The 12,003-nt window shown below is 55.6% G+C and carries 10 protein-coding genes and 2 tRNA genes; 8 read left to right on the top strand and 4 right to left on the bottom strand.

The annotated features are described in order from the left end of the window. Positions 1–26: 26 nt before the first annotated feature. From HS103_09865 to HS103_09855, 3 genes are all read left to right on the top strand, one after another. Positions 27–2,378, top strand: a complete 2,352-nt coding sequence (locus HS103_09865) for an NHLP family bacteriocin export ABC transporter peptidase/permease/ATPase subunit (GenBank protein MBE7513105.1) — start codon at positions 27–29, stop codon at positions 2,376–2,378. Positions 2,379–2,463: 85 nt separating this feature from the next. Continuing rightward, positions 2,464–2,548: transfer RNA gene (locus HS103_09860), tRNA-Ser, on the top strand. 37 nt (positions 2,549–2,585) lie between these two features. Next, a tRNA-Ser gene (locus tag HS103_09855) sits at positions 2,586–2,672 on the top strand. Positions 2,673–2,820: 148 nt separating this feature from the next. On the opposite strand, the gene HS103_09850 is transcribed toward HS103_09855, so the two are convergent. Genes HS103_09850 through HS103_09840 form a run of 3 tightly spaced genes read right to left on the bottom strand, consistent with a single transcriptional unit; the run spans position 2,821 to position 5,719 of the window. After that, positions 2,821–3,522, bottom strand: coding sequence for a hypothetical protein (locus tag HS103_09850; GenBank protein MBE7513104.1), 702 nt, complete (start codon positions 3,520–3,522; stop codon positions 2,821–2,823). Between the two features lie 26 nt (positions 3,523–3,548). Beyond that, entirely contained in the window at positions 3,549–5,024 is a 1,476-nt protein-coding gene (locus tag HS103_09845) for a glutamate--tRNA ligase (protein ID MBE7513103.1), read from the bottom strand. An 8-nt stretch (positions 5,025–5,032) separates the two neighbouring features. Continuing rightward, positions 5,033–5,719, bottom strand: a complete 687-nt coding sequence (locus HS103_09840; GenBank protein ID MBE7513102.1) for a response regulator transcription factor — start codon at positions 5,717–5,719, stop codon at positions 5,033–5,035. A 223-nt stretch (positions 5,720–5,942) separates the two neighbouring features. Between HS103_09840 and HS103_09835 the strand changes: the two genes are divergently transcribed. From HS103_09835 to HS103_09815, 5 genes are all read left to right on the top strand, one after another. Then, complete coding sequence (locus HS103_09835; GenBank protein ID MBE7513101.1) at positions 5,943–6,404, top strand: hypothetical protein; 462 nt, start codon at positions 5,943–5,945, stop codon at positions 6,402–6,404. Positions 6,405–6,432: 28 nt separating this feature from the next. Then, on the top strand, positions 6,433–7,359 hold the full coding sequence (locus HS103_09830; protein MBE7513100.1) for an ABC transporter ATP-binding protein: 927 nt from the start codon (positions 6,433–6,435) through the stop codon (positions 7,357–7,359). Further along, positions 7,352–8,212 carry an ABC transporter permease gene (locus HS103_09825; protein MBE7513099.1) on the top strand — a complete coding sequence of 287 codons (861 nt, stop codon included), beginning with the start codon at positions 7,352–7,354 and terminating at the stop codon, positions 8,210–8,212. Before HS103_09830 ends, HS103_09825 begins: the two co-directional genes overlap by 8 nt. Beyond that, positions 8,209–8,622: a nucleotidyltransferase domain-containing protein gene (locus HS103_09820; protein ID MBE7513098.1), complete on the top strand. Its 414-nt coding sequence runs from the start codon at positions 8,209–8,211 to the stop codon at positions 8,620–8,622. The genes HS103_09825 and HS103_09820 overlap by 4 nt, the downstream gene beginning before the upstream one ends. 512 nt (positions 8,623–9,134) lie before the next feature. Continuing rightward, complete coding sequence (locus HS103_09815) at positions 9,135–10,859, top strand: chitinase (protein ID MBE7513097.1); 1,725 nt, start codon at positions 9,135–9,137, stop codon at positions 10,857–10,859. A gap of 81 nt (positions 10,860–10,940) precedes the next feature. On the opposite strand, the gene HS103_09810 is transcribed toward HS103_09815, so the two are convergent. Beyond that, positions 10,941–11,843, bottom strand: coding sequence for a DMT family transporter (locus HS103_09810; GenBank protein MBE7513096.1), 903 nt, complete (start codon positions 11,841–11,843; stop codon positions 10,941–10,943). Positions 11,844–12,003 lie beyond the last annotated feature (160 nt).

Here is a 12,003-nt window from a genome sequence, read left to right as displayed (position 1 = left end):
GATCTTGTGATTCCTATGAGGCACACATGACCGACCAACCCAATCCGCCGCAGAACCAGCCCGAACCAACAATCCCCGTCGAAAAGCCGACGGTTATTCCCACCGCGCCAACTACCCCTGTTGCTGCTCCCGCCGCCCCCAAAGCTGAGGAAAAAAAGCCGGAAGTCCCGCCCGATAAGCGCGTCCGCTGCCCCACCGTGTTGCAGATGGAGGCGGTAGAGTGTGGGGCGGCGGCACTCGGTGCTGTATTGGGCTATCACGGGCGTTTTGTGCCATTGGAAGAACTCCGCGTGGAGTGCGGCGTCTCCCGCGATGGGAGCAAAGCCAGCAATGTTCTGAAGGCTGCCCGTAAATATGGCTTAACGGCAAAGGGCTTTAAGAAAGAGCCCAAAGAACTTCGGCAGTACGATCTTCCTTTCATCGTCTTTTGGAACTTCAACCATTTCCTCGTGGTGGAGGGTTTCAAGGGCGATAAGGTTTATCTGATGGACCCTGGCGAGGGACCCCGCGTCGTCTCCAGCGCCGAATTTGACGAGAGTTTCACGGGGGTTGTCCTCATTTTTGAGCCAACCCCAGAGTTCAAAAAAGGTGGGCAACGACGCAGTATTTTCGGCAGTTTGGGGCGGCGGCTGCGCGGGGCGCGGACGGCGATCACCTTTGTCATGCTCGCCTCGCTTGCCCTGATCGTCCCCGGTTTTATCGTCCCCGCCTTCTTGCGCATCTTCGTGGACGATATTTTGATCAAAGGGCAAGATTGGCTGGCGGCGCTGCTCATTGCCATGGGGCTGGTTGCCATTCTACAGGCAGCCCTCATCTACATTCAACAGCATTACCTCCTTCGGTTGGAGACAAAACTCGCCCTCAGCGAATCAGGGCGCTTTTTCTGGCACATCTTGCGCCTGCCTATCGAGTTCTTCACACAGCGCTATGGCGGTGAGATCGGCTCTCGCGTTGAGATTAACGATAAAGTGGCACAGCTTCTCTCTGGCGAACTGGCGACGACTATCCTAAACCTGATCCTGATCCTGTTTTACGCGGTGATCATGCTTCAGTACGATGTGCTGCTGACATTTGTGGGGATTGGAATCGCCCTGATTAACCTTGCCGCGCTGCGCTATGTCTCTCGCCGCCGCACCGATGCCAACCAGAAAATGCTCCAAGAGCGAGGAAAAGCGCTGGGAACATCGATGCAGGGCTTGCAAATCATCGAAACCCTGAAGGCAACCGGCGCGGAATCAGACTTCTTCTCGCGTTGGGCAGGTTACATGGCAAAAGGCGTCAACGCCTCGCAGCAGATGGGCATGTCTACGGCGATGTTGGCAACCGTCCCCCCCTTTTTGCAAGGGCTGACCACCGTCGCTATCCTCGTCATTGGCGGATTGCGGGCGATGGATGGCTACCTCACGATGGGGCAGTTGATCGCCTTCCAAAGTCTGATGCTCACCTTCCTGAATCCGGTGAACGATCTGGTGAACCTCGCCGGGCGTTTGCAAGAGGTGCAGGGGGATATGAACCGCTTGGATGACGTGCTGCGCTACCGCATCGATCCCCGTGTGGGGATGGTTGCCCAACCCGACCCCACCGCGCCAGCAAAGCTGAGCGGTGGGGTAGACATTAAAAATCTGACCTTTGGCTACAGCCGCCTCGAAGAACCCCTGATCAAAGATTTTAACCTGACCCTTAAACCCGGAATGCGCGTTGCGCTGGTGGGCGGGTCGGGGTCAGGAAAATCGACTATTGCGCGGGTCGTCAGCGGCTTGTTTGATGCGTGGGAGGGGGAAGTCCTCTTTGACGGGAAAAAGCGCGAAGATATTCCCCGCGCCACCCTGACAAACTCGCTAGCGGTGGTGGATCAGGACATCTTCATGTTGCAGGGGTCGATCCGCGAAAACCTGACGATGTGGGACAGCACGATTACCGAGACGGATATTATTCAGGCGGCGAAAGATGCGGCAATTCACGAGAATATCGCAGAGCGTCAGGGCGGCTATGATCATCTGATTGAGGAAAGTGGGCGGAATTTTAGTGGTGGGCAGCGCCAGCGGCTTGAAATTGCCCGCGCCCTCGCCATTAATCCCTCTGTGTTGATCCTTGATGAGGCAACCAGCGCCCTTGACCCAATCACCGAAAAAGCGATTGATGATCACTTGCGGCGGCGGGGCTGCACGTGCCTGATCATCGCCCACCGCCTCAGCACGATCCGCGATGCTGATGAGATCATCGTCCTTGATAAGGGGAAGGTTGTCCAGCGCGGCACGCACGAGACGCTGATCAAGGAAAAGGGCTTGTATGCCACCCTGATCAAAGCCGAAACGGGGCAAAACGTGGAAAGCGCCCGTCCAAGCCGTGAAAAACTACTGGACAAATTGACGGGGTAATAGGAACAAAGAGCAACAAGCGGCGCACATCCCCGCCCTTGCCGCACCCTACTGCCTATGCTATACTACGGTTACTGACCACCCCGGAGGGATGGCAGAGCGGTTTATTGCGGTGCTCTTGAAAAGCATTGTGGCGAAAGTCACCGGGGGTTCGAATCCCTCTCCCTCCGCCTGAGCGCCGTGTTAACAAGCGAATAGCCTCACATTGGGGAGGTGCCAGAGTGGTTGAATGGGGCCGCCTGCTAAGTGGTTACTGGGTAAAACCAGTCGAGGGTTCGAATCCCTCCCTTCCCGCACAAAAAAACACCTCGGATCAAGACGATCTGAGGTGTTTTTTATTAGCTACAGACCTATTGAATTGAGTTCTACTCCCCCACACTTTGCCAAAAACACAGCACAAATGAACCCCAACGCATAAGCGCTAGTCTGCATGGTGGAGGATTCAAACAGCATCCAAACGTTGAATTGCTGTGACAATCTCCGGCGGCGCTTTATGGCGTGCCGTTTTATTCAGCCACACCCTGGTTTCCCCTCTCTGCCGCACAACAATCCCACTCAAGCGGCGGTAATACTTCAGGAAATCAGCGGCGCTCTCAAACCCACATCGGGTGAAGAAATCCTCGGCTTTGTGTCCCGCCAATTGGCAGAGCGTTGTTACGGCTTGGGTGAGGGCAGCCTCAGAGATAGGGCGTTCGGCAATCAGCCACAACAGGTTGATGATGCTCGCTGGCATTTGCCCCACTTTATCCCACAGCACCGCCATGAGCTTGCCCAGAGGGACTTCTGTTTCTGCCTCATCTAGCTCACTGTTTCGGATACGACGGACTTCAACATTAAAGGGGGTATGCGTCTTGAAGGTGACGGTGAAATCCGGTCCGCGCTCTTTGGTGGCGACATAGGTCTCGTAAGCAATAGCGAATCGTTTTTCGCGGAGCAAGAGTGCTGCCGTTTCCAATTCCGCCTGCACATCATTCACGCCGTTTTCGTCGCGGACGGTTCTCAGTTTTGCCCGTATTTTGGTCTGATAGCTGGTGACAAATGCCCTGAATCGGCGCGATCCCTTCAGCCACCCTTCAACCTCCGCATAAAGAGTAGGATGCTGCCCCTCAAAGAGATCAGTCAGCAGCACGTCAAGGGCGGTCATCTCTCAGATAGTTTCTTGGTTCTTCCTTACCCCAACACGCCGATTGCCCGCTCTAAACGGGCAAGAGTGACCTCCCGCCCCAAGATTTCCAGCGATTCCGTCAGCGGCGGCGACACTTTTGATCCACTAACCGCCACCCGAATCGCCCCGAACAAGCCACCCGCTTTCACGCCCAATGCCTCTGCCAGTGTCCGCAGTGCCGCCTCTTGTGCGGCGTGGTCAAAAGTGGGGAGGGTTTTCAGAGTCTCGTAGGCGCGGCGCAGCGCCTCGCGGGTTTGCTCAGCGGTCATCCCCTTCTGCACGACATCGGTGGTGCTGAGGGCGATTTCATCTTGGAAGAAAAAGCCGGCGATACCCACCACTTCCGTCAGTAGTTTAATCCGCTCTCGAATCAGGGGTGTGACCCTCAGCAGCACCTCGGTGTTTACCTCGTAGCCAGCGTCCTCAAGGTAGGGACGCAGCCGCCGTGCCAGTTCCGTATCATCCATGCGCCGGATGTGTTCACCATTCAGCCATTGCAACTTCACAATATCAAATTTCGTCCCCGTGTTCGTCATGTCCTCTAGGGCGAACACCTTTGCGGCATCTTCCTTGCTAAAGACTTGGATTTCCTCGCCTTTGGCATCCTCTGCGCCGTAGTTCCAGCCCACATTGCACAGGAAGTTCGTCACCGCCTCTGGAAGGTAGCCTCCCTTCATGAAGTAGGAAATAGACGCCTCCGGGTGTTTCCGCTTGCTGATTTTTCCCCCATCGGGGTGGAGGATCACCGGCGCATGGGCAAACTTCGGACGTTCCCACCCAAAGGCATCGTAGAGCAGGGCATGAAGCCCCGTACTGGGAATCCATTCCTCAGCGCGGATCACATGGGAGATTTCCATCAAGTGATCGTCAACGAGATGGGCAAGGTGATAGGTGGGGAAGCCATCCGCCTTCAGCAGGACGGCATCTTGCACAGACTCATTCTGGACACGCACCGCCCCCCGTACCATATCCTCCCAAACAGTTTCCCCCTCAAGGGGCACCTTGAAGCGAATCACATAGGGGCGACCTTCGGCGTCGAAGCGCTCCCAATCGGCGGGGGTCAGCGTGCGGGCGCGGCGGTCATAGCCCGGGGGGAGTTTGTTGGCGCGGCGGGCGGTGCTGATCAGTTCCAGTTCCTCGGCGGTTTCGTAGGCGCGGTATGCCTTCCCTTGCGCCAGAAGCCACCTTGCCCATTCTTGATAAAGGGCTAAGCGCTCACTCTGAATATACGGACCATACTCCCCGCCAAGGTCGGGACCTTCGTCCCAATCTAACCCCGCCCAACGCAAGCCCTCGGTGATCGTTTTGTAGGATTGCTCTTGGGTGCGTTTTTGATCGGTGTCTTCGATGCGTAGGATAAATTTCCCACCATGCCGACGGGCAAAGAGCCAATTGAACTGGGCGGTACGGATACCGCCAATGTGCAAATCACCTGTCGGGCTAGGGGCAAAACGGACGCGGACAGGCTTCGTATCGCTCACGCTAGATGCTATCTCCCGTTAAATCGGTAGCCGACCCCCCGCGAGGTCAGGATGTATTGCGGGTGCTGTGGATCATCTTCAATCTTTTGGCGCAGGTAGTGGATGTAGAGTTTTAAACTGTCCACCGCTTCAGAGAAATTGGGTCCCCACGCCTCGCGGACGAGTTCAATGCGCGTCAGAACACGCCCTGTATTGCGCACCAACACCGAAAGTAAGTTAAATTCCTTCGGTGTTAGGTGAATTTCTTTGTTGCGCACACGCAGTTCGCGGTTGAGGAAGTTCACACGGAATTCGCCGTTGTTAAAGACGATTTCCTCTGCCCCCGCCGGAGAGGGCGAGCGGCGCAGGTGCGCCCGTATTCGGGCGATTAGTTCCTCATTCTCAAAGGGCTTCACAATGTAATCGTCGGCGCCCAACTCCAACCCCTTGACAACATCCTTCACATCGCTTTTCGCCGTGATAAAGATGATCGGTACATCGGAGAGTTCGCGCAGCCGCCGACAAACCTCAAAGCCGTCCATCTCTGGCATCATAATATCGAGCAGCACCAGATCCGGGTGGCTGCGGTATGCCTTGCGCAAGCCGTCCTCGGCACGATAGGCGCGGATCACCTCGTATCCTTTTTTCTCCAACAGGTGAGCAATCAAATTGACCGTGAATTCTTCGTCATCGATGATTAAGATTTTTTCGCTCATGCCCCGTCCCTGTGCTTGTGGAGATGTGTTTTCATGCCAGCGCTATGCTTCAAACAAATGTATCATTCTTCACAACCCGACGCAAGCCAGATTCAAACGTTCGGAGGGAAAACGGCGGGTAGCTTATTTGTTCTCAGTTTGTTCTTTGTATATATCCCGTTTGTCCCGATGACCTGTGTTAGGATTAGCGATGAAGGTAATCGAACAAACAGGAATGTTCACTATGACCACACCGACACCCACCTTTGAACGAATTGATGAAACGCTGACTCTTGAACGCCTTCACGATGGTGAGATTCTGATCTTCACCTTTCACGCGCCCCCCTCAAAGGACGCCGTAGATCGCTGGTATGATACCATTGTCGATTATGTCACCATCCGCAATACAACAGATCGCTGGTTGGTTTATGATCTGACAAAACCCGGTATTGAGACACTCACACCTTATGGGCGGCAGCGCCTCCGCGAGGCAGCCAATAAATACCCAAATGCCACCGGACGTGCGGCGGTGATCGTCCCTCGTAATAACCCCACCTTTTTGCTGGTGCGTGGCTTTTTGCTGGTAAACTCCATCCGCCAATACCGCAAACTGATCATCCAAATGTACAACGAACGGGAAAACGGCTTAGCGTGGGTGCTTGATGGGCTGCAAAAACGTCGTCAAGAAAAGGCAAGAAAAGCCTAACCCACCCCTAAAAATGTGACGAGAGGACATGCCAATGACTGTTGATCCGGCAATTCGGCTAGAGGGAATCACGAAGAAATTCCGGCGCATCCATGCCTTAAAAGGAATCACCTTAGAGATTCCCACCGGACAAGTCTTTGGCTTTTTGGGTCCCAACGGCGCGGGCAAGACGACGGCAATCCGCATCATGCTTGATCTTGTCCGCCCCACCGCCGGAAACGTCTACCTTTTTGGGCAGCATGTCCGCCGTGAACACAATGTCTTGCGCCGCGTTGGGGCAATTGCCGAAGGTCCCGCCTTTTATCCCTACCTTAGCGCGTGGCGCAACTTGGAAGTGATCGCCCGCACCGCCAACCGCTATGATCCAGCCCAAATCAAGGCACTCTTGGATCGTGTCGGCTTGGCAAACCGCGCCCACCAGCGGGTGCGCACCTATTCCCTCGGCATGAAACAGCGCCTCGGCGTGGCGGCGGCGTTGATCACCAATCCCGACATTCTGATCCTCGATGAGCCGACGAACGGCTTAGACCCGGCGGGAATGCAAGAGATTCGCCAATTGATCCGCGAGGAATCAACACAGCGTGGGCGGACGGTGTTCCTTTCCAGCCACTTGCTCAACGAAGTGGAGCAAGTCTGTGATCGGGTGGCGATCATTCATCGCGGCGAAGTGCTGCGCGAAGGAGCGGTTTCGGCGCTGCTCTCCAGCGGAACGCGCCTGTACCTTGAGGGGACGCCGCATGACACACTGGTAGCCGCGCTCAGCGAACGGTGGCAGGTGGCCCCCGAAGGGAACGGGGTGACTCTCGCCGCCGCCCCTGAAGACGCCCCCGCCATAGTGCGCACCCTTGTTGAACGCGCTGTGGATGTCTATCAGGTTGTTGTCCAACGGCAGAGTTTGGAAGAATTCTTCCTTGATGTCACTGGCACAGGAAAGGGAATCAAGACGAATGTTTAGCGAGGCGTGGGCGCTCTTTCGCGCTGAATGGCTAAAAGTGACCGGCAACCGTCCAGTGGCGGTTGGGTTGGTGTGGATTTTTCCAGCAGCATCGCTTCTTGTGATTGTGATCAGCATCCTTGTCCTGATAAGCCTCCCGCCTGAATTCCGAGATGGGATGAACTGGTCAGAGGCGATGTTGGCGGCGTGGGTTGTTCCGGCAAGCCAGCTTGGACAACTGCTTATGTTGGGGCTGACGGCAACAGTCTTTGCCGGGGAATACATTTGGGGAACATGGAAAAACATCGTCCCCCGCAACCGTCGCTTTGCCCTTGTTCTGATGAAATTTCTCTCCGTGTGTGTGCTGATGCTCGTTGCCTTCACCGCTTCAGCAGTGATTCAGGCATTGGGGAGTGGGTTGTTGAACCTTATTGCCAACAAACCGGTGGCTCCCCCACCTGTGCCGAATTTCGAGTCACGCTACCTGCTCAACATGGGCTTGGCGCTGCTGACGACGATTGTTGGGGCGGGGTTTGCCGGAATTGCTGCCATCTTGACGCGCTCAATCACCGGTGGGCTAATCATTGGCTTCGCTTTCTCTGTCGCAGAGTTGTTCCTCATCCCCGTCTTGAGTCTCTTTGAACGGCTCTTGCGCATTCCGAACTTGACGCGCCTTTACCAACTCATGCCCGGCTATAACATCAACAACGCCAGCATATGGTTGCAAACAGGACACTCCTCGCCATCTATGGGCTTTGGCAGCACCTTTCCCCCCTTAACTCTGGAAACGTCCCTGCTCATTCTCACCCTGTGGATCATTGGTCTGATTGGGCTGACCGTCTACCTTTTTCACCGTCAAGACATCACCGCATGATCACGCCCCGTATAGAACGCCTTTTAACGGCGATTCAGGCGTGGGCAGGGGTGACTTCGGATATTCGCGCCGTTGCCCTTGTCGGCTCTTATGCACGCGGGACAGCCACCCCTGAGTCCGATCTTGATCTTGTGATTCTCTCAACAAATCCAACGCCATACATCGATCATCCAACATGGATCGAACAGCTTGGCGCGTTCGGGGCGGTGCAGTATGAGGATTACGGGCGGCTGATCTCCCTACGGGCGCGGGAGGGATCATGTGAGGTGGAGTTTGGGATCAGCGATCCAAGTTGGGCGGCGCTGCCCCTTGACCCTGGCACAGCGAAGGTGATCGGTGACGGTATGCGCATCCTTTATGACCCCGATGGCTTGTTGGCGGCGGCGATCCAAGCGTGCAGATTCCCATAGAACGCCGCTGCCCTCATCTCCCTAACTGCCTGCCGCTCCTTTAAAGCGCTCGGTAGGACATGAGGGATATAGCGCTACCATTCATTTGCCCCTTTTAGGGTGTGTTGACATTCTAACCCGCCACCCCGCCCGCACGCCCGTAGGGAGAACGCCCCAGGGGCGTCCGCACCCTGCGCCCTCTCATCCTGTCTATGGATGGTTATTAGTTCTGAACCAAAGATGCTAATATCATCTACTTGCCCATCTAACCCAACGCTATCTACACGTCATTTCAAAACCCCGCCCCTTGCCCCTCCCCATAAACAAACGGAGAGAGGTTGTTTACCCCCTTTCCCTGCAAGCGGGAAAAGGGGGATAGGATTTTTTAAAATACGCTCCAGTCATACGGACAATCTTCACCAATTTCTTGACAACCCTTCAAATTTCCCCTAAAGTTGATTGAGTTAGTAAATAAAGTTTCCTAACTAACCCGAAAGGGTATTTTCTTTTTTTGTTTTGGGAGGTCTCTCGTGCTGAAAAAGTTCCTATCCGCAAAGTCCGCTTTTCTCTGCTTCGCCACCCTCACAGTCGTCTTTAGTGCGTTGTTTTTCTGGCAGACCACACACACCGATGCACAAGGCAATCCCCCCACATGGCAGCCCAATACAGCTTACGCCGTCAACCAGCTTGTCACCTATAACAACAGTGTTTACCGCTGCCGTCAGGCGCATACCTCCCTCACCGGATGGGAGCCGCCCAACGTTCCCGCTCTGTGGGAACTGACGCAAAGCAACCCAACAAGTGTCCCGACAAACACAAGCATCCCGACGAATACCCTTCCTCCAACAAACACAAGCATCCCGACGAATACCCTTCCTCCAACAAACACGAGCGTCCCAACCACCACCGCCACAAACACACCGACGCGCACCCCCACGAATACGAATACGCCTCTCGGTCCGCCCACAAACACACCAAGCATCGCTGCATGGCAGCCGAACACCCCTTACGCCGCCGGTGCGTTGGTCTCCTATCAAGGGCAGACCTACCGCTGCTTGCAAGCGCACACCTCACTTGTTGGGTGGGAGCCAGCAACGACACTCGCGCTCTGGCAGGTTTACGGTGGCGGCAACCCAACGCAACCTCCGCTGACGGCGACCTTCACGCGCACCTTCACCCCGACGGTCACCCCAAGCATTTCGGCAACACCTTCACGCACATTTACGCCCTCTCCCACCTTCACCGCCTCCCCAACGCTCCCACCAGGGAACACCAGTAAACTGCTAATCGGCTATTGGCACAACTTCATCAACCAAGCGGGCGGGGTGCGTCTGCGCAATGTCTCAGCAGATTGGGATATTGTGAACATCGCCTTCGCCGTGCCAGTGGGCAACACGGGAACGCTTTCCTTTGACCCCGATCCAGCGATTCAGAGCGTCGATGATTTCCGCGCCGATGTTGCCTTCCTCCACAGCCGAGGGCAAAAGGTCGTCCTCTCCATCGGCGGGGCAGAAGGGCAAGTCTCCCTTGATAACGTCACGATGCGCAATAACTTCATCACCTCTGTTCTCAACATCATGCAGAATTACGGGTTCGATGGCATTGATATTGACCTTGAGGGGCGTTCAGTGGCGCTTGGGGCGGGTGATTCTGATCTTCGTAATCCCACATCAGCACCTGTTGTCAACCTGATTTACGCCATTCGCCAAATTCGTGCGCAGTTCGGGGCAAATTTCATCTTGACGATGGCGCCGGAAACGGCGAATGTACAAGGTGCGTTCAGTGTCTACGGCGGCATTTGGGGATCGTACCTTCCGCTCTTGCACGCCACGCGGGACATTCTGACCCTCGTCCACGTTCAGCATTACAACTCAGGGAGCATGTTGGGCTTGGATGGGCGCGGATACTCGCAAGGCACGGCTGATTTCCAAGTAGCAATGGCAGAGATGCTGCTCTATGGGTTCAGCGCCCCTAGCGGCAGCAACAACGTGTTCGCCGCCCTACGTCCCGATCAGGTAGCCATTGGCTTGCCCGCCGCGCCGGGCGCGGCTGGTGGCGGGTACACTTCCAGTGCCGATATTGAGCGTGCCTTACGCTATCTGGTCAAAGGGCAGTCCTACGGCGGGGCGTATGTCTTGCGCACACCAGCGGGCTATCCAGCCTTCCGGGGCTTGATGACTTGGTCGATCAACTGGGATGTCTACAACAACCGCGTGTTCTCTACAAACAGCCGGACGCTGTTGAACAGCTTGCGCTAAGCGCAAAAAAGCCCCCTCGCTGGTTACGGCGAGGGGGCTAGACGGTGAAAGGTTCACCAAAACGACGTTTCTAATCCGCTGCTACGCTTGTGCCGTTCGCGCTTTGAACAGCGGTTGATCTTTCCACATGTTCGCCAAGATAACCCCACCAATGATCAGCACCGCCCCGATGATCAGGCGAATGTCGAAGCGTTCGCTGCCAAACAGCAAGCCAAGCGCGATGCTGAAGGGCGGGGCAATATAAGTGACCATCGTCGCCCGTGTGGCGCTCCACGCTTTGATCACCCGGAAGAACAAGACATAGGCAATGTAGGTGTTCAACACACCGAGGATGATCACCGCCAGCAGCGCCCCGGTAGAGACAAGGCTCAAATTGGGGAGGGGACGAACGGCGAGCAGCATGAACAAGACAGATGCCCCCCCGCCGACCATCAGCGTGACCCCCGCCACTGTCATCGGCTCAACGTTCTTCAGCGTCTTTTTGATGATCACCGAGGAAATGCCATAACTGGCAGACGCGCCTAAGATTGCCACCTGCCCCAAAATGGAATTCTGCCCATCTCCGGCGGTACGCGTCGCCAAGAGGACGATCCCTGTAAAGCCAGCGATCAAACCGAGCAGTTTTCCCAGTGTGATTTTATCATCGGCAAGAGCAAGGTGAGCAATGACAAGGCTGAACAGCGGTGTTGTTGCCACCAACACGCCAGCAATGGCGCTGTCGATGTATTTCTCTCCCCATGTGATCAGGATGAAGGGTAGTGCCGTATTCGTGATTCCCACCAGCGCCAAAATGCCCAATGTGCGCGGATCACGCGGGAAGCGGCGGCGGGTGACGAGGAACATCACGGCAAAACAGACTGCGGCAATACCGAGGCGTAAAGCAACGAGCGCGATTGGGTCGAACTCATTCACGCCGATCTTGATTAACAGGTATGACGATCCCCAGATCGCCCCGACGGAGAGGAACATAAGCCAGACGAACATAAGTGAGGAAATCCTATTTGTGTGGATAGCTTTAGACGTGCTTCAGAGGGAGATTCTTACACAAAATATACACGTTTAGAATGAAAAGGCATAAAACCGTAGTGGCGGTTCGTCCCGTGAGCGTTTTGTCGGGGCGACCCCGTGTGGTCGCCCGCCCCAT

This window comes from Anaerolineales bacterium, from assembly GCA_015075625.1.
Taxonomy (GTDB): domain Bacteria; phylum Chloroflexota; class Anaerolineae; order Aggregatilineales; family UBA2796; genus UBA2796.
Note: the sequence above shows the minus strand (reverse complement) of the source record. Positions and strands in the feature narration are given on the sequence as shown.

Excerpts from the sequence above, each read along its gene's own strand:
- HS103_09830 (MBE7513100.1), top strand. The coding sequence starts at position 6,433 with ATGCCAATGACTGTTGATCCGGCAATTCGGCTAGAGGGAATCACGAAG.
- HS103_09865 (MBE7513105.1), top strand. The coding sequence starts at position 27 with ATGACCGACCAACCCAATCCGCCGCAGAACCAGCCCGAACCAACAATC.
- HS103_09820 (MBE7513098.1), top strand. The coding sequence starts at position 8,209 with ATGATCACGCCCCGTATAGAACGCCTTTTAACGGCGATTCAGGCGTGG.
- HS103_09840 (MBE7513102.1), bottom strand. The coding sequence starts at position 5,719 with ATGAGCGAAAAAATCTTAATCATCGATGACGAAGAATTCACGGTCAAT.
- HS103_09810 (MBE7513096.1), bottom strand. The coding sequence starts at position 11,843 with ATGTTCGTCTGGCTTATGTTCCTCTCCGTCGGGGCGATCTGGGGATCG.
- HS103_09850 (MBE7513104.1), bottom strand. The coding sequence starts at position 3,522 with ATGACCGCCCTTGACGTGCTGCTGACTGATCTCTTTGAGGGGCAGCAT.
- HS103_09825 (MBE7513099.1), top strand. The coding sequence starts at position 7,352 with ATGTTTAGCGAGGCGTGGGCGCTCTTTCGCGCTGAATGGCTAAAAGTG.
- HS103_09835 (MBE7513101.1), top strand. The coding sequence starts at position 5,943 with ATGACCACACCGACACCCACCTTTGAACGAATTGATGAAACGCTGACT.